Annotated in this window: 23 protein-coding genes, 2 tRNA genes and 1 riboswitch; of the genes, 3 read left to right on the plus strand and 22 right to left on the minus strand. The window is 43.7% G+C overall.

Going from position 1 to position 26,178, the window contains the following annotated elements; genetic code table 11:
- Positions 1-10: 10 nt before the first annotated feature.
- The gene (locus BMZ06_RS04050) at positions 11-1,261 is read right to left on the minus strand and encodes a PucR family transcriptional regulator (RefSeq protein WP_089750387.1); all 1,251 of its coding nucleotides are present in this window, start codon (positions 1,259-1,261) and stop codon (positions 11-13) included.
- 237 nt (positions 1,262-1,498) lie between these two features.
- On the opposite strand from BMZ06_RS04050, the gene BMZ06_RS04055 reads away from it, so the two are divergent.
- Positions 1,499-2,575, plus strand: coding sequence for a YkvI family membrane protein (locus BMZ06_RS04055; RefSeq protein WP_089750388.1), 1,077 nt, complete (start codon positions 1,499-1,501; stop codon positions 2,573-2,575).
- A 79-nt stretch (positions 2,576-2,654) separates the two neighbouring features.
- Here BMZ06_RS04055 and rlmH read toward each other — a convergent pair whose 3' ends face one another.
- From rlmH to BMZ06_RS04100, 9 genes are all read right to left on the minus strand, one after another.
- Complete coding sequence (gene rlmH, locus BMZ06_RS04060) at positions 2,655-3,134, minus strand: 23S rRNA (pseudouridine(1915)-N(3))-methyltransferase RlmH (RefSeq protein ID WP_089750390.1); 480 nt, start codon at positions 3,132-3,134, stop codon at positions 2,655-2,657.
- Between the two features lie 129 nt (positions 3,135-3,263).
- The gene (gene rbsB, locus BMZ06_RS04065; protein WP_089750393.1) at positions 3,264-4,214 is read right to left on the minus strand and encodes a ribose ABC transporter substrate-binding protein RbsB; all 951 of its coding nucleotides are present in this window, start codon (positions 4,212-4,214) and stop codon (positions 3,264-3,266) included.
- A 60-nt stretch (positions 4,215-4,274) separates the two neighbouring features.
- Positions 4,275-5,210, minus strand: a complete 936-nt coding sequence (locus tag BMZ06_RS04070) for an ABC transporter permease subunit (protein ID WP_089750394.1) — start codon at positions 5,208-5,210, stop codon at positions 4,275-4,277.
- Positions 5,207-6,712 carry a sugar ABC transporter ATP-binding protein gene (locus BMZ06_RS04075; RefSeq protein ID WP_089750397.1) on the minus strand — a complete coding sequence of 502 codons (1,506 nt, stop codon included), beginning with the start codon at positions 6,710-6,712 and terminating at the stop codon, positions 5,207-5,209. The genes BMZ06_RS04070 and BMZ06_RS04075 overlap by 4 nt, the downstream gene beginning before the upstream one ends.
- Before the next feature lie 15 nt (positions 6,713-6,727).
- Positions 6,728-7,126: a D-ribose pyranase gene (rbsD, locus tag BMZ06_RS04080; protein ID WP_089750399.1), complete on the minus strand. Its 399-nt coding sequence runs from the start codon at positions 7,124-7,126 to the stop codon at positions 6,728-6,730.
- Entirely contained in the window at positions 7,123-8,022 is a 900-nt protein-coding gene (rbsK, locus tag BMZ06_RS04085) for a ribokinase (RefSeq protein ID WP_089750401.1), read from the minus strand. Before rbsK ends, rbsD begins: the two co-directional genes overlap by 4 nt.
- Complete coding sequence (locus BMZ06_RS04090) at positions 8,019-9,014, minus strand: LacI family DNA-binding transcriptional regulator (RefSeq protein WP_175477793.1); 996 nt, start codon at positions 9,012-9,014, stop codon at positions 8,019-8,021. The genes rbsK and BMZ06_RS04090 overlap by 4 nt, the downstream gene beginning before the upstream one ends.
- Before the next feature lie 217 nt (positions 9,015-9,231).
- Positions 9,232-10,494 carry a M48 family metallopeptidase gene (locus BMZ06_RS04095; RefSeq protein WP_089750406.1) on the minus strand — a complete coding sequence of 421 codons (1,263 nt, stop codon included), beginning with the start codon at positions 10,492-10,494 and terminating at the stop codon, positions 9,232-9,234.
- Between the two features lie 193 nt (positions 10,495-10,687).
- Positions 10,688-11,149 (minus strand): NUDIX hydrolase, encoded by a 462-nt coding sequence (locus BMZ06_RS04100; RefSeq protein WP_245755951.1) that lies wholly within the window; start codon positions 11,147-11,149, stop codon positions 10,688-10,690.
- A 246-nt stretch (positions 11,150-11,395) separates the two neighbouring features.
- Between BMZ06_RS04100 and BMZ06_RS04105 the strand changes: the two genes are divergently transcribed.
- Positions 11,396-12,727, plus strand: coding sequence for an FAD-dependent oxidoreductase (locus BMZ06_RS04105; protein WP_089750410.1), 1,332 nt, complete (start codon positions 11,396-11,398; stop codon positions 12,725-12,727).
- Between the two features lie 66 nt (positions 12,728-12,793).
- Here the strand turns inward: BMZ06_RS04105 and BMZ06_RS04110 are convergent, their stop codons facing one another.
- The 3 genes from BMZ06_RS04110 to ltaE all read right to left on the minus strand — a co-directional run bounded on the left by BMZ06_RS04110 (position 12,794) and on the right by ltaE (position 15,465).
- Positions 12,794-13,663, minus strand: coding sequence for a 5'-methylthioadenosine/S-adenosylhomocysteine nucleosidase (locus tag BMZ06_RS04110; protein WP_217646819.1), 870 nt, complete (start codon positions 13,661-13,663; stop codon positions 12,794-12,796).
- Positions 13,664-13,847: 184 nt separating this feature from the next.
- A riboswitch (purine riboswitch) is annotated at positions 13,848-13,951 on the minus strand.
- Between the two features lie 200 nt (positions 13,952-14,151).
- A complete protein-coding gene (locus BMZ06_RS20585) occupies positions 14,152-14,328 on the minus strand; it encodes a hypothetical protein (protein WP_175477795.1) in 177 nt (58 codons plus the stop codon).
- A 117-nt stretch (positions 14,329-14,445) separates the two neighbouring features.
- Entirely contained in the window at positions 14,446-15,465 is a 1,020-nt protein-coding gene (ltaE, locus tag BMZ06_RS04115) for a low-specificity L-threonine aldolase (protein ID WP_089750414.1), read from the minus strand.
- Positions 15,466-15,592: 127 nt separating this feature from the next.
- On the opposite strand from ltaE, the gene BMZ06_RS04120 reads away from it, so the two are divergent.
- Positions 15,593-16,111 (plus strand): DUF2306 domain-containing protein, encoded by a 519-nt coding sequence (locus BMZ06_RS04120; RefSeq protein ID WP_342708443.1) that lies wholly within the window; start codon positions 15,593-15,595, stop codon positions 16,109-16,111.
- A 627-nt stretch (positions 16,112-16,738) separates the two neighbouring features.
- Here the strand turns inward: BMZ06_RS04120 and BMZ06_RS04125 are convergent.
- The 9 genes from BMZ06_RS04125 to BMZ06_RS04165 all read right to left on the minus strand — a co-directional run bounded on the left by BMZ06_RS04125 (position 16,739) and on the right by BMZ06_RS04165 (position 26,091).
- A complete protein-coding gene (locus tag BMZ06_RS04125; RefSeq protein WP_089750416.1) occupies positions 16,739-17,962 on the minus strand; it encodes a S1C family serine protease in 1,224 nt (407 codons plus the stop codon).
- Between the two features lie 79 nt (positions 17,963-18,041).
- Entirely contained in the window at positions 18,042-18,836 is a 795-nt protein-coding gene (locus BMZ06_RS04130) for an MBL fold metallo-hydrolase (RefSeq protein ID WP_089750418.1), read from the minus strand.
- Positions 18,833-19,819 (minus strand): two-component system regulatory protein YycI, encoded by a 987-nt coding sequence (locus tag BMZ06_RS04135; RefSeq protein ID WP_089750420.1) that lies wholly within the window; start codon positions 19,817-19,819, stop codon positions 18,833-18,835. Before BMZ06_RS04135 ends, BMZ06_RS04130 begins: the two co-directional genes overlap by 4 nt.
- A gap of 17 nt (positions 19,820-19,836) precedes the next feature.
- Positions 19,837-21,192 (minus strand): YycH family regulatory protein, encoded by a 1,356-nt coding sequence (locus BMZ06_RS04140; protein WP_089750422.1) that lies wholly within the window; start codon positions 21,190-21,192, stop codon positions 19,837-19,839.
- Entirely contained in the window at positions 21,189-23,018 is a 1,830-nt protein-coding gene (gene walK, locus BMZ06_RS04145) for a cell wall metabolism sensor histidine kinase WalK (protein WP_089750424.1), read from the minus strand. Before walK ends, BMZ06_RS04140 begins: the two co-directional genes overlap by 4 nt.
- A gap of 7 nt (positions 23,019-23,025) precedes the next feature.
- On the minus strand, positions 23,026-23,730 hold the full coding sequence (gene yycF, locus BMZ06_RS04150) for a response regulator YycF (protein WP_089750425.1): 705 nt from the start codon (positions 23,728-23,730) through the stop codon (positions 23,026-23,028).
- A gap of 390 nt (positions 23,731-24,120) precedes the next feature.
- Complete coding sequence (locus BMZ06_RS04155; RefSeq protein WP_175477796.1) at positions 24,121-25,431, minus strand: peptidoglycan DD-metalloendopeptidase family protein; 1,311 nt, start codon at positions 25,429-25,431, stop codon at positions 24,121-24,123.
- Positions 25,432-25,744: 313 nt separating this feature from the next.
- Positions 25,745-25,817: transfer RNA gene (locus BMZ06_RS04160), tRNA-Phe, on the minus strand.
- A gap of 197 nt (positions 25,818-26,014) precedes the next feature.
- Positions 26,015-26,091: transfer RNA gene (locus tag BMZ06_RS04165), tRNA-Asp, on the minus strand.
- Positions 26,092-26,178: the final 87 nt, after the last annotated feature.

Consider the following 26,178-nt stretch of genomic DNA (forward strand, 5'->3'; position numbering starts at 1 on the left):
TTGTGTAAAATCACAAATCCTCCTGTTCGTTTTCATAAATCAATAGATCTAAATAAAGCATCGTTTTTTGATTCACATCTTTGAAGTCGATGTTTCCGATTTCCTTGATCCGTTTTAAGCGATAGTTCAGTGTGTTCGTATGAATATGCATGTGGGCAGCTGCCTGGTGGACATTACTGTTATGTTCAAGAAAGACTTTCAATGTCTCAAGCAACATGGAGTTTTGGCGTTCATCGTATGTTTTGATCCGGTTAAGCGCATCATTTTTATAGTTTTCTTTTTTTTGGAGGGCTGCCAGTTCATTAATGAATTGATAAACACCCAGGTCCTGGTAGTTGTCGGCATGATTTAGACCTGTGGGATACTGCTCCTTCAATTTAAGAACTTTCAATGCTTGCTTATAGCTGTCACTGATGAATGATGGCGATTCGTAAATCAACCCGAAAGCCCCTTTTAAATCTTCAAAGTGAATCCGCTCTTTCATTTTTTGTATGAATTCACGAATGAACGTCTGATTCATCTCATTCGCATCCTCTTTATTATCGGTTCGGACAAGCAGAATAAGCTGTCGATCATCGAATATCCGGTTCACCACCCGCGTTTGATGAAGAGTTTCCGTTAAATAATACGCGTGTCGTTCAACCGCTTGACTCATGTCTTCCGTGAATTCGAAGACCGCTACACAAAGCTGGCCATTCAAGTTCATCTTATACTTTTTGGCCATCCGTTTAATTTCAGACGGATTCGTTAAAGAGCCTGTCAGCAGCTGCCAGAAAAATTCTTTGCTGCTTTCGTCTGTCTTTTTCTTCTTAGCCTGCTGTCTAAGTAAATAGTGACTCACCCACTGGGCCGCTTCTTTCATTTCTTCCAAATGCTCGGAAGTAACGGCGGAGTCATTCGTTTGCGCCCATATGAAGCCCAGGATTTCGTTGTCTTTGCGAACAGATATAGCCAGGCGATCACCGAGGCCGATGTCGTCAATTTTATGAACAACGAGTGGCTCATCACTTTCGAAAAGCTTAGCCATAAACCCGTGTTTCCATAATCCGTTAATCACATGCTCAGGTACTTTCCGTCTCATGATGGTCGCGGTTCGTGCATGATCCACGTTCTCTTCGTGTTTGCTGTAGGAGACAATGCAATGATTAGCATCTTCAATGGTGACCGGACATCCTAAGACCTCCGCAATGCTATCGGCAAGTCCTTCGGGTGAATCGATGAAATCTTTATATGAATACGTCAAATACGGTGATGGTTTCATAGTGATACTCCTTATGGGGTGGATACCCTTATATTATCATGGTTTTTTACATACACAATCCATTCTTTCTATTGAAATCTTTGTCAAAATGAACGAATATAAGATAGTGGATTTGTAGATTCCACCAAATCTTTGAAAACGCATTCATGATAAAGTTAAGAGACTTCTTCCATATGAAAACGCTTCATTATAAATGGAAGGCTCAAGAGACATTACTGTACATAGGAGGATCCATTCATGAAACAAGTACTTAAAATTGCAAGCGCCTTCATAGGAATCATCGTCGGTGCCGGCTTTGCATCGGGCCAGGAAATTCTTCAATACTTTACGAGTTTCGGATACTTAGGAACGATTGGGACGATTATTTCAACCGCTTTGTTCGCCTACATGGGGATGATGCTAGTCAAACTCGGCACAAGGACACAGGCCACTTCGCATAAGGAAGCGATATACAAGGTAAGTGGACACAAATATTTAGGAGTGATTGTAGATTACGTCATCATTCTGACCTTGTTCGGTGTCGGAGTGGTCATGATCGCAGGAGCGGGATCCATTCCCAGTCAACAATTCGGTATGTCTCCGCTTGTAGGGGTTATTATTATGAGCGTTATCGTTATGGCAACCATCATGATGAACGTGGACAAAGTTGTCAATGTTATTGGCAGCATTACTCCATTTTTAATTTTGACCGTCATTATTATATCTGTTTACAGTCTGTTTACGATGGACCAGTCCTTCGGTGATTTAAATGCTACAGCTGTCGAACAGCCTTCAGCCTTATCGAATTGGTTTATATCCGCTATTAATTATGTTTCCTTTAACGTAGCCGTGGGGGCATCCATGTCCTTACTAATGGGAGGAAACGAGAAGAACGAGCGGACGTCTGCGATTGGCGGGTTACTTGGTGGCCTTGGGCTCGGAATCATGATTGTTCTCAGTCACCTGGCCATTTTCTCTAAAGTCGATACTGTAGCTTCCTATGATATGCCGCTTCTTGCTCTCGTCGATAACCTATCCCCCGTATTAGGGATGTTCTATTCCGTTGTATTGTTCGGGATGGTCTTCAATACAGCTGTCAGCATGTTCTTCTCTTTTGCTGCTCGTTATACAAAAGTCGGGACAAGCAATCACAAGAAATTTGTGCTTATTACTGGAGCCGTAGCTTTCGGTCTAAGCTTCGTAGGGTTCACGGAGCTTGTCGCGTTCTTTTATCCTTTGATTGGATACATGGGGCTGTTCCTGATCTTAGCTTTGATTACAGCGCCGTTCCGATTGAAGAAATCACAACAGAAAGAAGAACGATTATCTGCATAAACCAAAAGGCCACCTCTATATTGGTGGCCTTTTTTCATTGTTTCGGTGCTATTTTATAAGTTGTCTGCCTCTCTATGGATCACTTATGATAAGGCTCACCCTTCATAATCTTAAATGCCCTATAAACCTGCTCCACCAGCATCAACCGCATCAACTGATGTGGAAACGTCATCTTAGAGAATGACAGACTAAAATCACTCCGCTTCAGCACCTCTTCACTCAGTCCAAGCGATCCGCCAATCACAAATGCCACTTTACTCTTCCCGTAAGTAGCAAGGCTGTCCATATGACTGGCAAGCTTCTCAGAAGTCAGCTGTTTCGCTTCTATTTCAAGCGTCATCACATACGTCTCCTGGGAGATCTTAGACAGGATTCGCTCCCCTTCTTTCTGTTTCACTTCTTCCATCTGCGCTTCACTCAGGTTTTCTGGAGCTTTCTCATCAGGGACTTCAATAATGTCCACTTTGGCATACGGGCCAAGCCGCTTCACATATTCTTCAATTCCATGTTTTAAATATTTCTCTTTTAATTTTCCTACGGTTACAATACTAATTTTCAAGATTTCATCCTCCGTCCGTCACACGATTTGTATCTATTTTATCACGTTTTTCCTTTATCCATAATTAACCACCTCAGGTCATCCATAATATGGATGACCTGAGGTGGTAGTTTTTACCTTATCCTGTTTTTATTCGGTTACGAGTTGGAGTTCGACTGGGATGAATTCTTCGACTTGTTCATCTTTAGCGACTTTGCCTGCTGCATCGATCGCATTCTGGCCGATCAGTTCCGGCTGCTGGGCAACGGTTGCGTCCATTCTTCCTTCTGAAACAGCGGCGCGGGCGTCATCAGTAGCATCAAAGCCTACAACGGTTACATCTCCCAGCATGTTATTCGCTTCAAGAGCCTGCACCGCTCCCAGGGCCATTTCGTCATTGTGAGCGAAGACAGCATCGAGACTGTCTGTACTTTGCAGAATGTTTTCCATAACCGTTAGTCCTTCTGAACGGTCAAAGTTGGCGGATTGGTTAGCGACAATTTCAATGCCATCCATAGAATCTACTACGTTGTGGAAGCCTTCTCCTCTTTCACGTGTGGCAGAAGCACCTGGAATTCCTTCAAGCTCCACAACCTGTCCTTCTTCACTTAGCTGTTCGGCAATGAATTCTCCTGCCATTTCTCCACCTGCGACGTTATCAGAAGCAATGTGAGTCACGACCTCACCGCCGTCGGCTGTCCGGTCGACCGTAATTACAGGAACGCCTGAATCATTGGCCGATTCGATCGCAGAGACGACCGCTGAAGAATCAGCCGGGTTCACGAGCAATACGTCGATATCCTGTTGTAACAGGTCTTCAATATCACTGACTTGTGTGGCTGCATCGTTTTGAGCGTCCGCCGTAGTAATTTCATAACCGGCATCTTCTGCAGCAGCTTCAGCTCCGTCACGTAAAGAAACAAAGAACGGATTGTTTAGCGTGGAGATGGACAAACCAATTTTCGTGGTATCATCTCCACTACCAGAATCCCCGCTGTCTCCTTCTGAATCATCGGAAGAGCTTCCCGGCTGTTCTGTGGAACAAGCGACGACCAACAACAATAAAGCAAAAAGGCCAAATAATTTCATCCAGTTTTTCATTTTTTCTTCCTCCCTGTTTTTTTATATGTCATCTTGCTTAAGCCAAAACATCATGTCTATTTATTTAGACCTTCGATCAAGCAGCACAGCGAGCAGTATGACGCCGCCTTTGACAATCTGCTGATAAAAGGATGACACGTTCATTAAGTTCAATCCATTATCCAGAACGCCGATAATCAAAGCACCAATTAAGGTTCCGCTGATCAAGCCTCGTCCGCCGGCAAGACTGGTGCCTCCAAGTACAACAGCCGCAATGGCATCCAGCTCATACATGGATCCTGCCGTAGGCTGGGCAGAGTTTAAGCGGCTGGTCAAAATGATTCCGGCAAGGACGGACAGCATTCCTGTCAGGGAATACACCCAGATTTTTACGCGATCGGCTTTAATACCGGATAGAATCGAAGCTTCTTCATTCCCACCAACGGAATAGACTTGTCTGCCAAAAACGGTTTTGTGCAGGATTAAAAATAGAACGAAGAAAATGAGAATCATTAGTACACCTGGGAAAGGAATCCCAAACACATACCCTCTTCCAATCATTTCAAAAGTGAAGCTATCGGAAAGTCCTGTAATTGGACGTCCATCCGTATAAACCAAGGTTGCCCCGCGAAAGATCGTCATCGTAGCCAGTGTGGCAATAAAGGGAGCTACTTTTCCCTTCGTAATTACCAGACCATTGAAAGCTCCCATCGCAAATCCTGCCAAGAGACCAATAAACACGGCCAACAGCGGATCCATGCCGCTCGATAACATTCCGGCTGTAAGAGCACTCCCGAATGCCAGAATGGAACCAACCGATAAATCAATGCCTCCGGTCAGTATGACAAAGGTCATTCCGAACGCGATCAGCGCGTTAATGGATACCTGTCTAAGTAGATTCAATAAATTGTCTAACGTGAAAAAGCTATCACTTACAAAACCAAGGATGATCATAATGAGCAGAAGTCCGATTAATGGACCTAATTTAGCAAAGTTGTTGACTACCATGTTTTTCATCCTGACTCTCCCCCCGTCGCCGCTTGCATAATTTTTTCCTGGGTGGCTTCTCCACGATTAAATATTTTAGATACTGTTCCTTCATGGATGACCATAATCCTGTCACTAATGCCGAGGACCTCCGGCAATTCCGATGAAACCATGATGATGGCTACTCCCTGCTCCGTCAGTTCGTTCATAATGTGATAGATTTCCTTCTTCGCTCCTACATCCACGCCGCGGGTAGGTTCATCCAGTATGAGGACCTTGGGCTGGATGCCCAGCCATTTTGCGATGACCACTTTTTGCTGGTTGCCCCCGCTTAACGATTTCACTTCCTGTTCCCGACCCGTGGTCCGGACATGGAGCCGCTTCATTAAGTCATCAATCAGTTCGTTTTCTTTGGAAGAATTGATCCACCCTTTATTAGAAATCGCTTTCATATTTGACAACGCGATATTTTCACGAATGGACAAATTCAGTACGAGTCCCTCGTCTTTACGGTCTTCAGTGATAAATCCGATACCTGCCTTAATCGCATCACTCGGATGTTTGACGGTCAACAGCTTGCCGTTCAAGTAGATGCTCCCTTTGTTTTTCTTTACGGCACCGAAAATCGTTTCCATAATTTCGGTACGACCGGCACCCATCAGCCCGGCCACTCCAAGAATTTCTCCTGCGCGTACGTCAAAGCTGACATCCTCAAACCACTTGCTTCTGGCGAGATGTTCCACTTTAAAAATAACCTCACCATTCACTTCATCTCGGGATGGAAATCTCTGACCAAGCTCGCGGCCGACCATCATTTTTACAATGGATTCAAACGAAGTGCCGGATGCCTCTTCCGTTCCGATATATTCGCCATCTCGTAAGACGGTGATCCGGTCGCAAATTCTGAAGATCTCTTCCATTCGGTGAGAAATATAAACGATACTGACACCTTGTTTTCTAAGAGAATCAATCACTTCAAACAGGCTTTCGATCTCCCGGTCCGTTAAGGCCGCCGTGGGTTCATCCATAATAATCATCTTGGCATTCGTCGATATGGCCCGGGCTATTTCGATCATCTGCTGTTTACCCACCGATAAGTCTCCGGCATTTTCATTCGGATCGATCGACGTAACGCCCAGTCTTTTTAAATTCTCCAGCGTCTGTTTATGCATTTGTTTTTTCTGGAGAATCCCGGTGTTGCGCCAGGTGATTTCTTTTCCTAAGAACATATTTTGAGCGACCGTTAAATGAGGAATAATGTTCAACTCCTGGTGAATGACCACAATCCCTTGTTTTTCTGCTTCCTTAGGATTGGAAAAAGAGATCTCATCGCCGTTTACCTGAATGGTACCTCCGTCTCTTGCGTGAATGCCCGTCAGTATTTTAACAAGTGTGGATTTCCCAGCCCCGTTCTCACCCATAAGCGCGTGCACTTCGCCTGGATTCACGGAAAAGTTCACTTTTTTAAGAACCTTGTTGCTGGAAAAGGATTTATCAATATCGTTCATGACTACAAAGGGCTGCTCAGACATGTTATTCACCTCGCTTTATGAAAAAATGACTCCGGATTGTAATAGAACATTTGAAAAAGGTGTAGCCTCTCCCGTTCGAATAATCACTTTTGAATCTTTGGATTGCTTTTTCAAATTTTCATGGGGTGTGTAATACTTCGGAATCTCCGCTAAACAATCGGAGATGTGCTCATGCACCGTTGGATTATTGGCTTGAATTTCCTCCGCAAGCGTTACTCTTTCGATTTTCATATCGCCCGTAACGGCACGCAATACGGTTAATAGATCAGGGGTTCCAAGGTTCAGAGAAACATCGATACAGCGGGTTTCTTCAGGAATCGGGAGCCCGCAGTCCGCTATCATAATCGTATCGGTGTGACCAAGTCTTGCGAGAATAGAAGCGATTTCCCGGTTTAAGATGCCGTGCTTTTTCATAATGATGAACCCCCCTGATCTCTTAAAAACTGTTCCACCTGCTGTTGATCAGGCATGCCGCTCTGTGCCCCTTTTTTCATAATTGAAAGAGCGGCTGCGGCATTGGCGGTTTGCACGGCTTTCTCTATGGTAAGACCCTTGGCCAGCTGAGTAGCCAGAGCTCCACTGAATGTATCTCCTGCCCCTGTCGTATCTTCCACTGGAACCTCGTAGCCTGGCACCGTGGCTAATTCTCCATCTTTATAAATGGTGACGCCTTCTGATCCTCTTGTGGTAATCCACTTCTCCTCCGACCGATCTTCCTGTAACTCTTTTTTGAACAGCTCTGCTTCTGTTTCATTAGGCGTAAGGTAATCAAAGGCCTCAATAACAGATGCGGGCAGCGGCTGATAAGGTGCCGGATTCAGGATCATAGGAACGTCGAGGTCCTTCTTCAGATCGGATAGATAGGTGATCGTTTCGAGCGGAATTTCCAGCTGGGTAAGAATGATATCACTCTCTTTAATCAGTTCCAGATGGTCCTGAATATAAGAAGGCGTGACTTCCTTATTTGCGCCCGCTGCTACAATGATGCGGTTGTCCTGGTTCGAAAGGATAATCGTCGCAGTTCCCGTCGCTTCCTTCTCAGACCTGGCAATCGCTGAGGTATCAATTCCTTGGTTTTGCAGATGATGAACAAGGTCTTTACCGAATACATCGTTACCAACAGCTCCAAGCATCTGGACATCAGCGCCGAGTCTGGCAGCCGCCACCGCCTGGTTCGCGCCTTTTCCGCCGGGATAGGTTGCGAAATTGTCCCCGAGGACCGTTTCTCCCTGCTTTGGCATAATTGTCGTCTGAACGGTTAGGTCCATGTTAATGCTTCCGATTACCGTTACCTTAGGTTTCTTTGTCATGGATGGTCCTCCTTTCGTCTCGTCGAATCTCTCTCTATTAGTTCCACTGTGAATTCTTCTGAATGGATTTCATGATGCCGGTCTTCTATTTGCTGGATAAGTAATTCTGCTGCTCTGGCTCCTATTTTGTAAATCGGCTGAGCCATGGTCGTTAACGTCGGAGTGGTTGTTTCGCCAAGGGTAATTCCGTCAAAAGCAATCACAGAGAGCTGATCGGGAATTTTTATTCCCAGCGACTCTGCCGCTTTGATCGCGCCCACACCCATGAGATCATTCGCTACAAACAGCCCATCAATTTCCGGGTGTCTGGTGAGAAGTCTTTCTGTGGCCTTCTTTGCTTCTTCAAAGTGATACTCGCCAGGCTCAATGTAGGACTCCTTGAACCAGCTTTCTTCTTTAACGACATCCAGGTAACCCTCGAGGCGCTGAGTGGCATTGCTCGCCTGCTCCGGACCGGATATATGAGCAATTCTTTGGCAGCCTAAATCTTTTAAATATTGGACCGCCTGTCTGGAGCCTTCCCGGTTATTTACCGTAACCGAGGCCATCGATCTATGCAGGATTCGGTCAAGTGCAATGACCGGGACATCGATATTCTGGATGTACTCTTCCGTCATCGTGCTTGAAACCACAATAATTCCATCTAGCGACTTCTGTTTTAACGCCTCTAAATACGTGATTTCTTTATTCAGATCATCGTCCGTATTACATAGCACAAAGGTAAAGCCATGCTGGTTGGTCATATCTTCTACAGCGCGTGCTAATTCAGGGAAGTAAGGGTTCATAATGTCCGGCACAAATAGGGCAATCATCTTGGATCGTCCTTTAAATAAGATACGCGCCACATCATTCGGCCGGTAATTCAGTTGTTTGATGGCTTCAGCCACGCGCTCCTTCGTTTCACTGTGAACATATCCGTTCCCATTCAATACTCTGGAGACGGTAGCTGTAGACACTTCAGCCAGTTTGGCAACATCTTTAATCGTAGGCATATACATCGTCTGCTTTCTTTTTTAAATATGTGTAACCCGTTACATATTCATGAAAAAAATAAAGGCTTTATTAAATTTCGATTACATGTAACCCGTTACACACCATAATAAAGCGCTTACAATACAGTGTCAACCCGAAAGGCGTAGATCCAAATAATCCCACCTCAGGTCATCCATAATCTGGATGACCTGAGGTGGGATTATTTGGTGGTTCTCTTTATTCAGTTTGCTGATACTGCTCAAGAAGATGAATGCGCTCCATCATCGTCGGATGACCATAACGCAGGTATTTCACTAGAGCTGGAGGATTTACTTCACTAAGTCCGTTCACCGTCAGTTCCTGAAAGGCACCGACCGCAGCTTCAGGATTTTGCGTCATTTCAATCGCGTACACGTCCGCATCCATTTCCGCGTTTCTCGAGATCGCAAGCTCGACAGGTGTTGCTGCAAAGCTTAGTAATGAAAGAATGATGAAGAGCACCGGTAGTCCGGCGATATCCGAGACCGATTTTATATTGAGTTTATCTCCCCACCTACGTACTGAATATTTCATAAGGTGATAAGCCAGATAAAGTCCAATGAACGCGGCAGCCACCGCTCCGAACAGGTTCCAGTACAGGTGATGCATTACATAATGGCCAATCTCATGCGCCATAATGAACAGCACCTCTTTTTCCTGCAGGCGGTTAAGCGTCGTGTCCCAAAGAACGATTCTTAAATTGGACCCAATTCCGTTCACGTAAGCGTTCATACTGTTTGTTTCCTCGGACATATTCACTTCATAGACCCGCTCCGCCGGAATATTCGCTTCATCCGCGAGGTTCAGAATCTTTGCTTCTAAGTTTTTATCCTTTAGATCTGAGAACTCATTGTATAACGGATCAATTACCACCGGCTGAAGATACATCATGAACACTAAAAACGGCATCATTAGTATCGATGCGTACAGCCACCAGCGTTTTTCGAACTTTCTCATCAACATGTACAAAACCGTAATGAGCAGCGCCATAATGATATAACCCACCCAGAAGCTGATTAACTCATCTTTCATCCAGTCGGAAAACGTCTGCGTGGATATGCCATAGTTGAGTGAAAGCCTGCGGCTGATGTAATCAACAGGAAACGTAAGTATCCAGGTTAATGTAGAAAGAAGCAGAACATAAACCGGGATATGTACGATCGAGAAACGAGACACTCGCTCGCTGGACTGCTTAAAAACCGTGGATATTCCAAAAATCATTACACCTAAATAAATGATCCACTCGAGCGGCAGACTGACAAAGTAAAGAAAATTTTTGTAACGGGAAAAGTCCTGACTCTGCGCAAGCTCTTTGGCCGTCATAAAAGTGGCCGGGTCAGCTGCCGTACCTTGATAAGCTTCGGGCACACCAAACTCGGTCCATTGAAATAAGTAAAGACCTATAAGGACGCCATAAATCGCAAATAGTATGAGTGTCCAAGTGAGGAATCGTTTCTTCACTTCGTCACCTCCGGAAGTTTTCTGCCCCTTATTGTACGAGCTTTGAAATCATTTTAGAACAAAAGGCTCCCGGTCACAAGATTAGGGCAGAGGTTTAAGCTGCCGGATCACCCGGAGAGATCATCTTCTCTGGAAAAGGAAGAAAAAATATGCCCTTCTGAATTTAAAATGTATTCGCCATGCGTTTCATCGGTTAATTCTCAACAACCACATGCTCCGTATGTCCAGGCAGCCTGCGCAGTCCAGAAGTCAGAAATTCAGGCTGCACGATAATTTTGTTCAATTCCATAATCGGAATCCATTGATAAATGAGCCGCTCCCCTTCCAGTCCGTGGAAAGGCCCTTCCTGAAAATGAGACCGACCAGAACTTAAAGCGAAATAAAAGCCAAGCTCATGATAGTCATGTCCATCATAGTGAAAGAAATTCTCTGCAATCCACGATGTATGGGCCACGTGCACGTCGTACCCAAGCTCTTCTTTCATTTCCCTGACAACCGTGTCTCTTGCCTGTTCACCGAGCTCGACTCTTCCTCCAGGCAGCGCCCAGTATTCATCTCCCACTTGTTTATGTAGTAATACATGATCCTGCTCGATTAATATGCCCGCCGCCCGGTAGTTAAACCGATTCGCACCCGTCTGAAACTTCACATCCATCCCCATTCCTCCCCCACAATATCGTCTACCCTCTAATGTATCACATGCAGGAATAATCTGGCACCTCAGGTCATCCAGATTATGGATTTACCAGAATTTGGATGACCTGAGGATCCAAAAAATACCACGCACTACTATGTGAAATATTGAACAAAATTCTTGCTATTTCCTCTCAACCTTTATATAATAGATTCATAGTTGGTTATGTGAATTATTTCACATTCAACATTTAAGGAGGATTTCATCATGAAAATTGCTGTTATCGGAAGTACTCACGCAGGAACGGCTGCGGTTACAAATATGGCAAATCTTTACCCTGACGCTGACATTACGGTTTATGAGCGAAATGACAATGTATCCTTTCTATCTTGCGGACTGGCTCTATATGTAGGCGGAGTGGTTAAAGATCCTCAAGGACTGTTCTATTCCTCTCCGGAAGAGCTACAGAAACTCGGAGTTACGATGAAAATGCAGCACGATGTAGAAGGTATAGATACCACCAACCAAACCATTACGGCGACGAATTTAGTCACCGGGGAAACGGTTCACGATGCTTATGATAAATTAGTCATGACGACTGGTTCCTGGCCGATCACCCCTCCAATTGAAGGGATCAACCTGGACAATATATTATTAGCCAAAAACTTCACTCAGGCAAATACGATTATTGAACGCACCAAAGACGTAGAACGCGTCACCGTTGTAGGTGCCGGCTACATTGGAGTGGAACTCGTTGAAGCTTTCGAAAAAGCCGGCAAACAAGTAACCTTAATTGACGGCGCCGACCGGATTCTTAATAAATATTTAGATCCTGAATTTACCGATATCGTAGAGAAAGATTTCACAGACCGCGGCATTACGCTTGCCATGAACGAAACGGTTCAACGATTTGAAGGTACCGAAGGTTCCGTAACGAAAGTTTTCACTAATCAAGGCGAGTATGAAACTGATCTTGTAATTATGTGCGTAGGCTTCCGCCCGAATACCGACCTGCTTAAAGGAAAAGTGGATATGCTGCCAAACGGAGCGATCAAAGTGGATGAGTACATGCAGACGAGTGACCCAGCGATTTTCTCAGCCGGGGACTGCTGCGCGGTTAAATATAACCCGACAGGCGAACATGCTTACATTCCACTCGCTACAAACGCGGTGCGCATGGGGACCTTAGCAGCGAGAAACCTGATGCAGCCGACCGTGAAGCATGTCGGGACGCAGGGGACTTCCGGGTTGCACATTTATGACCTGAATATGGCATCTACCGGATTAACGGAAACATCCGCTCAACTGTTAAACACTCATGTGAAAAGCATCACAATAGAAGATACGCACCGCCCAGGCTTTATGCCAACCGCTGAAAACGTACAGTTAAAAGTTTCGTTTGATCCGGCCACTCACCGGATTCTAGGCGCACAGGTTATTTCGAAAGCGGACGTGACGCAGTCGATTAATACGATGAGTGTCTGCATCCAGAGCGGCATGACGATGGAGGAGCTCGGCTATGTAGATTTCTTCTTCCAACCGCACTTTAACCAGCCGTGGAACTTTATTAATAAAGCCGGCCTGCAAGCAGCTCTGTAACAAAATATGAAGAATACAAAAAATCCCCCGGTCAGTTTAGCAGCTTGACCGGGGGATTTTCCTATTTTATTCGCCTGTTTGCTTAGAAATATATTCTTTCACGACTTCATATACATAAGCCTGGTTTGCTTCCGCTGTATTCGGATCATACTCTCCACCGTTCACTTTGTTGTTGGAAAGGATACGAATACCTAAGTAAGGCACCTCATACTCCTTGGCGATCTGCGCGCCGGCAGCCCCTTCCATTTCCTCAACAGAAGTTCCGTACTTCTCATGGAACCACTGGATGCGGTCCACTTCATTGTTCCAGACGTCCGCCGATCCAATTGTACCTTCAACCACTTTTCCTTTCTCGTGAACATCTTTTACAGCTTGAGCAGCGGCAAGAAGTTCCTCGTCCCCTTCAAAGTAGCGAATGTTTTCTGCATCCGGATCTTCTCCTGCACTTCCTTCAGATGCCATTAGATCCATAGGAATCCATTCTTTCGGCGCAATTCCTTCCCCGTCTGCTCTGTTTCCTGTTTTCATCGATCCAATATTCGTAACTCGTTCACCTAATACGATGTCATAGACATGCAGGTTCGGATCATGTCCGCCGGATGTACCCTGGTTAATAATCGCGGCCGGATCATATTTTTCAATCGCGATGGCCGTAGCGGCTGCTGTGTTTTCCATCCCTTTTCCGGTCTTGGCTACAATCACAGGATAATCATTCACAGTCCCTTTATAAAAAACGAATGATCCTGATTTCTCTTCTTCCACATTGTCTAAGCGTTCCGCGAAATTTTCCGCTTCAATCGGCATTGGGCCTTGAACAATAATAGGCTGCTGCTTACTTTCTTCATCTTCGGCCGCGGCCTGATCGGACGACGAGCATGCAGCAAGTAACGATACGAATAGAATAGAAATAATAGCGAGTGGTGCGTATTTTTTCATCAAAATGAATCTCTCCTTAACGAATAGAATAGCTTTCTGAACCCTCATACGCCGTGCGCACTCTCTTACTCCGTCCATAGAAAAAGGCCTAGAAAAGCAGATGATTCTCTACCTTCTAGACCTACAAAGTCAAAGTACACCACGGCTCAAGAATGTTAAACCAAAGAATAAGAAACCAGCCGATCATGGGTGTACTTTAACTCGTAGTCCAGTTCTTTCATTGGGAACCGGGTAGAGACGCTCGGACCTTATTTCCGAGAATATACGAGTTGGGCTATGTAATTGGGTACTGTGATAATATAGCAGACTCATTCCACACATTCAACTAAAAAACGAACAAAAATAAAAATAATTCTACTATTGTTCGTTTTATACAGAAATTAGGACCCTGATCCGCCCTTACTTACTGAAAATAAAACTTTTTACTACTGTGTATTTCTGTACAATTAAAAAAACCCCTCTGGATTTCTCCAAAGGGTGAGGGGAGGTCATTTCATTCGCTTAGTGGATTTTTTATAGGATTTAGACTTTCTTACATGCTTACTGAGTTCATCCAACGGAATACCGTCCACAAAGCGGTCCTTATGAAACATTTCAGCGAAAATGTGATGCTGGGCGGCGGACAGATTCTTACTCGTACTTTGACCAGTCTCAAGTTCCGGCATGGAACTCACCTCCAAAGTGTTAACTTTCGAGTCCCTCTTTTGACTGATGAACTGCCTCCAGGTGATCTCATACTTCACCTTATGATGGAGAACCGCTCAATATGTACATTTTAAGAATTATAAGCATTGATTTACTCTGTCGATGACGCGGTCGATATCCTCACGGGAGACATCATAGTGGGTAACAAACCGCACCGTGTGAGGTCCAAACGCTACAGCAAGAACGTCTTCACTCTTCAGCTCCTCAAGAAACTCATGCGAAGTCTTTCCCCGTCCTTCCACATTGACTAAGATAATATTCGTATCCACGTTATTCTCAATTTCCAGCCCTTCTATATTTCCTAATCCTTCTGCTAACTGCTGAGCATGCTCGTGATCTTCCGCCAGCCGGTCGACCATTTCATTCAATGCCACAAGTCCCGGAGCCGCAATGATCCCTACTTGACGCAGGCCTCCGCCGAGACGTTTTCTCCACTTACGCGCTTTTTGGATAAAGTCCTCAGATCCTGCAATGATGGAACCCACGGGAGCTCCCAGCCCTTTCGATAAGCAAAACTGAATCGTATCCGTCTGTTCAGCGTACGTTTTCACAGGAATTCCCGAAGCTACCGATGCATTGAACAATCTTGCCCCGTCCAGGTGAACTGGAATACCAGATTCCTGGGCCAGTTGATGAATGTCTTGCATATTTTCTAAAGGAAGAATCGCTCCCCCGGCCTTGTTATGACTGTTTTCCAGACAGATCAGCCCTGTTTCAGGAAAATGAATATCATCCGGCCGGATTGCTGCTTTGACTTCATGAGGGTTCATCGCCCCTCTTGTACCTTGCAGTGTCCTCGGTTGAACACCGGCCAGTGCAGACATGGAAGCTCCTTCATATAAAAATAAATGAGCATTTGCTTCCATAAGAACTTCATCCCCAGGTTGGCAATGGGTCAACACAGAGATTTGATTCCCCTGTGTACCACTCGTAACAAAAAGAGCAGCTTCTTTCCCCGTAAGTTCAGCCGCTCGATTCTCAAGTTTTTTCACAGTGGGATCCTCTTCATATACATCATCCCCCACCTCAGCTTCGAAGGCCGCTTCACGCATGGCACGGGTAGGCTTCGTTACGGTATCACTCCTTAGATCAATCATGTCATCTCCTCCTTTTCTGTTATTGTACGAAACAATTCAGGGAGATGGAAATATATGAATTACTAAGACGATTGACCTGCTTCTTATGTTATAAATAAAGTAGCAGGAACAGGGAGGGGACTATTGAATGAGTTCATTTCAAGTATTATTATATCTTCATATTCTGGCGGGGTTTACGGCGCTTACTATGTTTTGGATTCCTTTAGTTACAAAAAAAGGGGGAATGATTCATAGACGTGTAGGCTGGATATATGTGTGGGCCATGGGGATCGTAGCAGCTACTGCTTTTTATATGGGGATTTATCGAATAGGATTTGATGCTTCACGAAACGCGGCAGAAAAATCTTTCGCCTTCTTTCTGCTATTTATAGCAGTTCTCAGTGCGTCAACCGCCTGGAATGGAATACGGGTGCTGAGGTTCAAGCGAAGGACCAAAAGAAGAAGTTTGTTAAGTCTGGACACAGGAATCTCATTCGCACTCATTTTCAGTTCCATTCTTACCATGGTGATTGGATGGGTCAATCAGTTTCCATTATTACAGTACTTCCCGGTAATTGGACTATTTTTAGGTTATGGACAGCTTAAATACTGGCTTACTCCTCCACAAACGAAAATGACTGGTATTTTGAACACTTTGGCAACTTAATCGGATGTTCCATCGCCACCATTACCGCCTTCACTGTGTTCGGGGCCCCGCGCTTGTTAAACATTTCATCGATCAGCATGTTCTTGTGGTTTTTACCTACGATCGTCCTGACTCCACTGATTTTTGGATTTACTCGTTACTACAGGAAGAAGTTTCGACTATCAACGCCTAAATAATACTTATCCACACTTTCGTAAATCGTTAGAGAAGTTGGAGTCCAAATACAACAACAGTATAAATTTACTCTTCATTTATTTTCACGATCTTTACGAAGGATTCATTATCCTTACACCCATTTCACAAAATAAGAGTCAAAAGTCATCCACATGTGGAAAAAAGTAACTAACGATTTTAGTTACCCACAATTGTCCACAGACTTATGCACAACTATTGTTAATTTTCTAATATTCACAGGTTTTCCCCGGATGTGAACAGGTTATCCACAAAACTATCCACATATGCACAATTTGGGAAGGGTATATGGTAGTAGAATTTACGTTCGCCACCATATATGCTATTTATCCAGAACACTATTCACAGGCTGTGGACAAAATTATGAGGTTTTTCGACAATAAAAGAGATATCCTCAACAGTTTATGTTTTTAAGGATACCTCTTTTTATACGTTCTATTCTTGTGAACCAAGGGTGACGGTAGTCGTATTTTTTTCACCATCACGGTAGTACGTGATCTCAAGTTCATCTCCGGCATCTTTTTCATTATATAAGTACTTCCGAAGATCAATAATATCCTTCACTTTGTTGCCATCAAGTGAAGTGATGACATCAAGTGGCTGCAATCCAGCTTTTGCTGCAGGGGACATTTGCTTAATGCTTCGTATATACAGGCCGCCTTCAACTTCCTCTGGTAAATTCAACGTACCTTCCCACTCCGAGCTTGGAACTTCATTGAGGCCATAAGCTTCGATACCGATATAAGGACGGTTCACTTGTCCGAATTGTTCAAGTTCCTCAATAATTGGTTTGGCTGTATCAATCGGAATAGCGAATCCTATCCCTTCCACAGCCGATTGAGCAATCTTCATAGAATTGATCCCAATTAATTGTCCTTCTATATTAATTAAGGCTCCTCCGCTGTTTCCTGGATTAATGGCCGCATCCGTTTGAATAACCTCTGCCTGCCAGTCTTCTAAGCCATCACCATTAAAATCCTGCGGAATCGCACGCTGCTTGCCGCTGATGATTCCCTGCGTAACCGATCCGGAAAAGCGCAGTCCTAATGGATTACCGATCGCAATTGCCGGTTCTCCAATTTTAAGATTTTCTGAACTTCCGAGTTCAATCGTATGCTCCACCTGATCGCCAGGCATTTTAAGTACTGCTAAATCTGTAAACACATCACTTCCGACAAGCTGAGCTTTAATTCTCGTTTCATCGGCAAGGACTACTTCAATTTCACTGGCCCCTTCAATTACGTGATTGTTGGTCACTACATGGGCCGTTCCATCTTCATTTTTATAGATGACACCTGACCCTACATTACTTTGCTGACTGGAACCATTCTGCTCCCAGAAATTCTGCTGAGACTGAAGATTAACCACGCCTACGACTGAAGGAGTTACTTTATCTACAACATCTGTAATTTGTGAAGTCACATCTAGTTTCACATTTTTCGTCGTATCTCCTGTGAGCCCCTGGTCACCCTCGACCAGTCCGCTATCATCTTCAGGAATGGTAATCTCATAAGGAAGTAATTCGGTTTGAACTAGAGCTGGAAGTGCTAACAAGATTAAAACTGCACCAAGGATCACTCCTACAATGGTAGGCATGACCCAACGCCTTCGACTGTTCTTCTGCTGGGCAGCTGGGGAGTGGTCATCATAGTAACCCACGCGGCTTCACCCATCCTTTCTTCGCTCGTTTATGATCTACTCACGTATTCTTTCCTGTTTTACCAAAAATAAAACGCTATTATACCTCATAAATAGGAGTCGCCTGTTTCGGATCCGTATCATGAAGCTCAAGGTGAGAGCCAATATGGAATCCCCGTTCCTCCAGAATATTTCTCACGGACATCCGTGCCAGGTCCTTCATATTATTGTCCAGACTCAAGTGGGCCAGATAGATGCGCTGCGTGCGGTCCGTCAGGATATCAGTTAAGGCGAGAGCGCAATCTTCATTAGAGACGTGACCGGAATCTCCTAATATACGTCGTTTTATATTCCACGGATATCGTCCCATGCGGAGCATACTTACGTCATGATTGGATTCAAAAATATAAGCGTCGGCATCTTCCACCGTTTTTTTGATTCTTTCAGATACATAGCCCAAATCCGTGACGAGGGCTACTTTTTTCCCGTCCTGATGAAAGGTAAAAAACATAGGATCCGCGGCATCGTGCGAGACTGCAAATGATTCTATATCAAGCTTGCCGAACGTTTTCGTTTCTTCCATATTAAAATGAAACTTCTGATCTAATGACAATTTTCCAATATGCCCTTCCATGGCGTGCCACGTTTTTTCATTCGCATAGACAGGAAGATTATAACGTCTTGCCATAATTCCTAACCCTTTAATATGGTCGCTATGCTCATGCGTAACTAAAATTCTGGACAAGTCATTCGGATCAATATTCACTTGCTGCAATAAACTTTCGATACGCTTCCCACTTAATCCTGCATCGACTAAAATCTTTTCTTCCCCAGATTCTATATAAAAAGCATTACCTGTACTGCCTGAAGCGAGTACACTCATACGTAAAGTCATTCATTAGACACTCCATTGTTTGTTTCTTCTGTTTCTTCTGTTTCCTCTGTTCCTTCAGCCTCTTCTGCCTCTTCATTCTTTTCATTATCCACCAGAGGGGATGACGTATTATTCACACTTAAATTAAAGGAGCTGTTAATCTTCTCGATGAATGCTGACTCCTTCTCATCTATAACCGCACCCGTCATCGCATAGACAAACAGGTTCTTCTCTCCGTTTACCGTCACTTTCCACGTTGGGGCAAATACTTGCGGGCCATTCTCCTCGCCTGGTACTAAATAAAAGCTGTTATAATACCCCACTGACATACTGGTAACCTCATCTCCCGAGGCTAAATGATCTTCCTCCATTAATTTCTGGATGATCTTACGCGGCTGGATCAGCTGCGTCTCTTTAGAGCCAGAGCTTGGAGCTTGTTCTTCTCCATCCGAGAAAGATAACAAAGTAGCAATATAATTTGTTATTTTCCCGTCCTCAACCTGAAGCATTAAGAAGCCTGCGCTATTATAAAAAATGGTATGATCATTTTTCTTCTGAAAAAACAGGATGACTCCTTCTTCTTTGTTCCAGTTCCAATATTCATACTGATTACCAAAAGGGACCACACTGTTCACCTGATCCACTACATTATCTTCCGTAACTTCAACAGGTTCGTTGAGCTCGCTTTTTAAAACACTGTTATTCTGTACCGCAACCGTTTGCTCGTCTCCCTCTCTTAATTCCTGGATCTGTGAAAGAATCCCCTCTGAAAATTCACTACCTGAAGAAATGGTCTGAGGAACAGACGGCACTTCGGTTGGAACGTTATCCCAGGAGACAGTAATGTTGTTACTTTCAAGCTCCGCTTCAAAGTTCTCGGAGTTTTCTGTAGCAATCGGACCAAGCTCCGAGGCCTGCTGCTTTTCCATAAACTGATTAAGGAGAAAGATATCCAGAACTAAAAAACTAAGGATAAATAATACTTTAATTTGTCCCCATTGCATTTACACCCTTCTCCTTCCTAGGATACTTCTTCATTTTGGCTTAATTCTTCCATTTCCAGAGGGACCCAGCTTCCCGATAGTTTAACAAACCATCCAGGAAAAAGGGAATAAGCAAGGTTAGGACGCTGCTCTTTTAACTGATACCCAATCTTAACGTCTTCCACTTCATCTAAATTATATTTATCCGTGTTCGTTAAGAATTCCCTCACGTCTTCTCCGGAAGCGAGCTCGTCCGTGGACGTGTTGTCATAAGGATAACGTTCAAAACTGACAAGCGGTCGAATATATTCCTGGATCTCGCCTTGTTCGTATTTCATGGACATGATTTCTACATTAGTTTCGCTTGATAGAATAGGCAGTCCATTGAAATGCATGCGGTATGTTGCCTTTTCCATGGTCGAAGAAATACTGTCCAAATAAAACGTGTTGGTCCAGCCCACGTGGTTATTCACATCATCGATGCTGCTTTTTAATAAATCATACTCAAGCAATGGACTTGGGTTAGCACGGTTAGGAATCATGTACTCATATTTAAGTCTGGTTTCATTATCCAGAACATCCAATCGTCGGTCTGTCGTAGCAAGACGTCGATGACCATCAATCGATGAAGATGAAACCACGGCATTAGGTGGAAAAAGATCGTTTTGAATCGGAACCAATGGAATCGGAGTGGTCTGCAGCACTTCCTCTGGATAAGTCACACGACCTTCAGGAAGATAAATCGTACTTTCAATCTCAGAGTTCCCCAGAAGGGAGATTGAACCATCCAAAGCAATCTGCTCGATTAAGTCATTCTTGTCCTCCAGCTCATTAAATAATTGGCTTCCATAGTCTTCATCAATGGTAGCCCTGAGCTTAGCAGGCGCTACGTCGTCCGTCGAATCTACGGCCAGAACCTGATAAAAAGAGGAAGAATTATCTTCATGCCCATGGATAAAAAACAACCTGTTAAATACTTGGGTCTCTGAAAGCTCTCCTGTACTTACAGTAAAGATATGTTGAAGCACTTTTAGAGGAAGCTTCTCGGAAAAAATAGCTTCCACCACATGACTATCCTCATCAAAACTGGGCTGTTCTGGAGTTTCGTCCACATTCGAAAGCTCCCATTGCTTCATTCTGTCGTACATTGCCGTTTTTTCTGCCGGATCTTCATAGGAATAGGAAGTCCCTAAATCGTGAAAAACGAACTGCTCCGGCTCCACTAGGCTGACTAAATCATTTTCTTCACCGTCTAATTGTGTGGTGTCAATTACTTCTTGTCCCTCTTCAACGACCTCACCGATTGGCTGATAGTTCCATAGAGCGACAGTTAATATTAGACTGAAAGCAATCAATATAACTAAAATCACGGACTTCATTGTTTCCATGTTCATGAATTTCCCCTCCGCTTCTGACTCATTAACGGAAGTGTAAAGTGTACCGAGGTCCCTTTACCCTCTTTACTTTCTGCCCATATTTTACCGTGATGGGCTTCAATCATTTCCCGGGCAATAGCGAGGCCAAGACCGGTTCCGCCCATTTCTCTTGCTCGCGATTTATCTACCCGGTAAAACCGGTCAAAGATTTTATCTACTGTATCTGCCGGCATACCGATCCCTTCATCAGTCACACTCACACGAAGCTGCTTCCTGGTAGAATACGCATCAAAATGAATCGTGCCGCCTTCGGGTGAATATTTTACAGCGTTGGATATGACATTATCCAACACCTGTGTCAATTTATCTTTGTCCATCCATACGTACATGTTTTTCTTAGGAAGGTTTCTATCAAACTCCATATTTTCATCTTTATTCATCTCAAATCGATCAATAATCTGATTAAAGAAGCCGACAAATTCGACACGCTCTCTCATTAAGGTCGTTTCTTTATGATCCATCTTCGTTAGTTGCAGCAAATCATTGACTAAGCGAATCATACGATCGGTTTCATTTTGTGTGACATCTAAGAATCTAGGAGCAATATCAGGGTCCTGCCAGGCTCCATCGTTTAAGGCCTCAATGTAGCTCCGCATAGTTGTGAGCGGTGTGCGCAGTTCATGGGAAACATTAGACACGAATTCCCTGCGTTCCTGCTCTACCTTCTCCTGCTCTGTAACGTCACTAATTACCGAAATAAACCCGTCCATTTCTTCATTCTCATCTTCTACAACTGAAAAATTAGCCTTGATCAGCAGGTGCTTATCTTCACTGCTGAGGTCAATAATCATCGATCCTGCTTCTTCGACTTCGGAAATATCCTCCATCTGGTCGCCAAGATCGAAAACATCGATTAAAGACTGCCCCTGGACTTCTTCAATCGTCTGGCCGATCAGCTTAGAGGCTGGCGCATTCATTAACACAATAGCTCCAAGACGGTCTGTAGCAATGACACCATCTGACATATTCGACAAAACAGAACTTAATTTCCGCCGTTCTCCTTCTGTTGTCGCCTGGGATAACTTAAGTTTATCGTTCAGGTCGTTAAACGTGAGACCGAGCTGGCCAATTTCATCATTACCTTTTACATCGACCTTTTGGGAGAAGTCGCCGGTAGCCATAATCTGAGCCTGCTCTTTCATTTCCGTTAAAGGCTTGGTAATGGTACGAGCCACCAGGATCCCAAGCAGGGCGGTGACCGTTATCGCAAGCAGGGTACCCTTGGCAAATATACTATTAATCGACTGCATTTGTTCATAGATGCCATTCATGCGGGCCTGATAGTGGAGAACCCCTACAATTTCCCCGGCTTCCGTTGTAATGGGTTTCTCTCCTACATACAAGTTTGTCCCATCCTGCCGTACGGTTCGCGGATCGGTCTCGCCGAGGATAAATACTTTAGTGATTCGGGCATCCGTCACTTTTTTTCCGATATTTGCGCTATCATCACTACCGCTGTCAAACGAGGCAATGATATTCGGACCTGTCTTTTCAATCACCTGTAATTTCTTGATATCTGAACCATTAAATTCATTGATCAGACCCTCTACTTCTGCCTGTAAAGAGGGGTCACCCTCGCCTCGTTCTGCCTCAAAGGCATTTTGGAGACTATAGGTGAGTGAATTTAAGCGTCCTTCAATCGAATTAGTAAAGTTTTCCGTCAGATTATTTTCCAGCTTATCAACAAAATAGGCACCAATCACTTGGATGCCTAATAGAAGAAGCAGAATATAAACGAGAATCAGCTTCAGTCTGACGGACTGAAAAAAACCTACTTTCTTCATCAAAACACTACTCCTGCTCTGGATTTCTTAAATAATAACCAACTCCGCGTCTGGTAACGATCCAGACGGGATTACTTGGATTTTCTTCGATCTTCTCACGCAGTCGACGCACAGTAACGTCTACGGTTCTTACATCTCCATAATAGTCGTAGCCCCAGACGGTCTCCAGCAAATGCTCACGCGTCATGACCTGTCCGATATGACGGGCTAAGTAATGTAATAATTCAAATTCACGGTGGGTCAATTCAATGTAAGAGCCATCCCGCGTCACTGTATAAGCATCTGGATGAATCGATAATCTTCCTATTGTTATGTCTTTAGGCTGCTGGGAGCTGTCTTCCGGCTCCTGCTGCTGACGCCGCAAATTAGCTTTTACTCTGGCAATCAGTTCGCGATTACTGAATGGTTTGGTCACGTAATCGTCTGCACCCATTTCAAGTCCCAGGACTTTATCTATTTCAGCATCTTTGGCTGTCAGCATAATGATTGGCATATTATGATTCTTGCGCACTTCCCGGCAGACTTCGTTTCCGTCCTTATTCGGAAGCATAATATCTAATAAGATTAAATCCGGGTCTTCTTCGTCTGCTTTATGAATGGCTTCATCGCCATCATAAGCACACACGACCTCATATCCTTCTTTTTCTAAATTAAATTTCAATATATCTGCAATTGGCTTTTCATCGTCTACAACTAAGATCTTCAGTGCCATACACTGTCACATCCCTTTCCTCGACTTCTATACCATCTATTATTTTAACTTATTTATGGAAAAATGTCTTTTTCTAATAAAAAGTTATGAAAAATGTGTTCAGAAAAAATAATTTATTTCTACAGAAAAACCACTATGACCAGGATCCATAGCGGTTTCTAACTAAAATACTCTCTTAAAAATTCTTATTGGTTTTTCATAACACAATAGGGCCGGTTACTGTAAGACTCAGTTTTCAGATATCTTGGGTCCGCCGCTAATAAAGAGAGGGGCTGGCTACGGAAACAACCCTCATCTCCATTTTAGTAAAGGACCCAATTATCTCGAGACTGAGTCTTACACAAACGGGAGCTTTTCTTTAGCAACATCGCGCAAAATGTAACAGTGATATTAGAAAAATGAAGCTGGATCCTCGAGTTTTCCATCTTTGTGAATTTCAAAATGCAAATGAACGCCCGTGGAATTTCCCGTGGTTCCCATAACACCTAGTTTGTTTCCTTTTCGGACGGTTTCTCCTACCTCCACATCAATCGAAGCAAGATGAGCATAAATCGTTTCATATCCGTTATTATGATCAACCACGACTTTATTGCCAAACCCACTCTGATACTCAGCCGTAACGACTTCTCCGTTATCGGCAGCCTTAATTGTACGGTCATCCACCCCTGCAATATCAATCCCTTTATGATACCTTCCCCATCTTTCACCCACATGGCTCGTAATCATTCCTTCAACTGCGGGCCACGCGAAAGTACCTGTACCGCGAGAAGGGATGATTTTCGTTCCTTTAAGAATAACTTCTTCGACAGGTTCTTCCACCACTTCTTCTTTTAAAGTTTCTCTCGTTTCCACGCTTCCATTCTTTTTGGTAATCAGGGTATGGATTTCTTTTCTTCCATCGCTGCCTTCTTTTTTCGTTTCTGTCTCACCTTTTAATAGATCGTTGGTTTCTACAATCTTTCGGGAGGACTCTATGGGTTTTTCCTGAACGTCTTTTTCTTTAACAACTACCTCGGTCAGGGGTTCAGATACTTTCCCCTCAACTGGTTTATTTCCTCCCAGGCTTTCACCGTTATCTTCCACTACAGTTCCATTTTTCACCTTTTGCACGGCTTGCGAGACCGAAGAAATGCGAGAAGGGTGAACGTGCAAGCTCTCTCCTTTAATTTCATGACTGAGCTCCACCGATAAAATGCCAGATTCACCTTCTTCCTTCTCTATTGGTTTACCTTTCGAATCTTTGAACTCTAATTGAGTAAGAGTTTCCTCTTCCACATATTTTTCTTTCAGCCGCTGTTTAACTTCCTCTATTTCCTCCTTGCCAGAAAGGTAAGCGACCTTTTGATCATCTATGTTTACTTGAACGGATTCAGCTGAAACGGAAATTGATTCCTCTAATTGTTCCAGCACTTTCGCTTTATTGCTATCAGACGAAAGATTTTTCTCACGCTTAAAGGTAATATCTTCGTTCAGTTTAAGATCTTCTTCGCTATATGTGATTTCCGCTCTATGAACACGATCTTCGATAAAGGACTGAATGTCTTCCTTTTTCTCTACGGTTCCGATGGATTCATCATCGACATATACTTGATAAACCGTATTTATATTCTTCTCTGCATAAGCTGTTCCTACAGTTAAGCTTAATACCAGCACTCCTGTAAAAGCGGCCTTTGTCATAACCGCTTTTCTATCTTTCTTCATTTCCTTTCCCCCTGTGAATCTATTTATCTCTTTTATTATCATTATTATTAATATTTTCACTTAATAAACCTATCATATGAAAATTATTAATAAAATAGGGGAGGGGAAATGTAATATTCTTATCATATACTTACCAAAACCAGGCACAAATGCTAATATTTCCGCCTTCTGTATGCCCAAAAACATTATAAAATATACTAAAATTCCATTCTTTTCATTTAATTATATGAAAATATTAGTAACAGAAGAAAGAATTGAATAATTTCACTATACAAAAAAAGCCTGCGAGTTTATCGCAGACTTTTAAAGAGAGTGGCTCGGGACGGAATCGAACCGCCGACACACGGATTTTCAGTCCGTTGCTCTACCGACTGAGCTACCGAGCCGTACTATAAAGTTTTCTTTTTGTCACTCCACATAAGTGGGTTTCGACGTTTCCACCAGCCGTCAAGCCAGAGTGTTACTTATACCTTCGCAATGGGACGGATTTCGTCAAGTCCATGAAGTAAAAAAGCATTTATTTGTCAAAAACTATTCACGTTTATTCGTTAAATTTCTAACTTTCAACGTGTTATAATAGCAATGGCGGTCCGGACGGGACTCGAACCCGCGACCTCCTGCGTGACAGGCAGGCATTCTAACCAACTGAACTACCGGACCATGATGGCTTTCTTACTGCGACGTTTAACATCATATCATATGCATATATCAGGCGCAATACTATTTTTTCTTACCAGACGTATTTTG

It is taken from the genome of Halobacillus alkaliphilus, assembly GCF_900113125.1.
In the GTDB taxonomy this organism is placed as follows: Bacteria; Bacillota; Bacilli; order Bacillales; family Halobacillaceae; genus Halobacillus; species Halobacillus alkaliphilus.

What these genes read in the sequence shown, in the direction of transcription:
- rbsK (WP_089750401.1), bottom strand. Translation starts at nt 8,022, where the DNA reads ATGACAAAGAAACCTAAGGTAACGGTAATCGGAAGCATTAACATGGAC.
- rbsD (WP_089750399.1), bottom strand. Translation starts at nt 7,126, where the DNA reads ATGAAAAAGCACGGCATCTTAAACCGGGAAATCGCTTCTATTCTCGCA.
- BMZ06_RS20585 (WP_175477795.1), bottom strand. Translation starts at nt 14,328, where the DNA reads ATGCCGGAACTTGAGACTGGTCAAAGTACGAGTAAGAATCTGTCCGCC.
- walK (WP_089750424.1), bottom strand. Translation starts at nt 23,018, where the DNA reads ATGAAGAAAGTAGGTTTTTTTCAGTCCGTCAGACTGAAGCTGATTCTC.
- BMZ06_RS04070 (WP_089750394.1), bottom strand. Translation starts at nt 5,210, where the DNA reads ATGAAAAACATGGTAGTCAACAACTTTGCTAAATTAGGTCCATTAATC.
- BMZ06_RS04135 (WP_089750420.1), bottom strand. Translation starts at nt 19,819, where the DNA reads ATGCAATGGGGACAAATTAAAGTATTATTTATCCTTAGTTTTTTAGTT.
- BMZ06_RS04090 (WP_175477793.1), bottom strand. Translation starts at nt 9,014, where the DNA reads ATGCCTACGATTAAAGATGTTGCCAAACTGGCTGAAGTGTCTACAGCT.
- BMZ06_RS04050 (WP_089750387.1), bottom strand. Translation starts at nt 1,261, where the DNA reads ATGAAACCATCACCGTATTTGACGTATTCATATAAAGATTTCATCGAT.
- BMZ06_RS04140 (WP_089750422.1), bottom strand. Translation starts at nt 21,192, where the DNA reads ATGAACATGGAAACAATGAAGTCCGTGATTTTAGTTATATTGATTGCT.
- BMZ06_RS04055 (WP_089750388.1), top strand. Translation starts at nt 1,499, where the DNA reads ATGAAACAAGTACTTAAAATTGCAAGCGCCTTCATAGGAATCATCGTC.
- BMZ06_RS04075 (WP_089750397.1), bottom strand. Translation starts at nt 6,712, where the DNA reads ATGTCTGAGCAGCCCTTTGTAGTCATGAACGATATTGATAAATCCTTT.
- BMZ06_RS04100 (WP_245755951.1), bottom strand. Translation starts at nt 11,149, where the DNA reads ATGGATGTGAAGTTTCAGACGGGTGCGAATCGGTTTAACTACCGGGCG.
- BMZ06_RS04120 (WP_342708443.1), top strand. Translation starts at nt 15,593, where the DNA reads ATGAGTTCATTTCAAGTATTATTATATCTTCATATTCTGGCGGGGTTT.
- ltaE (WP_089750414.1), bottom strand. Translation starts at nt 15,465, where the DNA reads ATGATTGATCTAAGGAGTGATACCGTAACGAAGCCTACCCGTGCCATG.
- BMZ06_RS04130 (WP_089750418.1), bottom strand. Translation starts at nt 18,836, where the DNA reads ATGACTTTACGTATGAGTGTACTCGCTTCAGGCAGTACAGGTAATGCT.
- BMZ06_RS04155 (WP_175477796.1), bottom strand. Translation starts at nt 25,431, where the DNA reads ATGAAGAAAGATAGAAAAGCGGTTATGACAAAGGCCGCTTTTACAGGA.
- rbsB (WP_089750393.1), bottom strand. Translation starts at nt 4,214, where the DNA reads ATGAAAAACTGGATGAAATTATTTGGCCTTTTTGCTTTATTGTTGTTG.
- yycF (WP_089750425.1), bottom strand. Translation starts at nt 23,730, where the DNA reads ATGGCACTGAAGATCTTAGTTGTAGACGATGAAAAGCCAATTGCAGAT.
- BMZ06_RS04105 (WP_089750410.1), top strand. Translation starts at nt 11,396, where the DNA reads ATGAAAATTGCTGTTATCGGAAGTACTCACGCAGGAACGGCTGCGGTT.
- BMZ06_RS04110 (WP_217646819.1), bottom strand. Translation starts at nt 13,663, where the DNA reads ATGAAAAAATACGCACCACTCGCTATTATTTCTATTCTATTCGTATCG.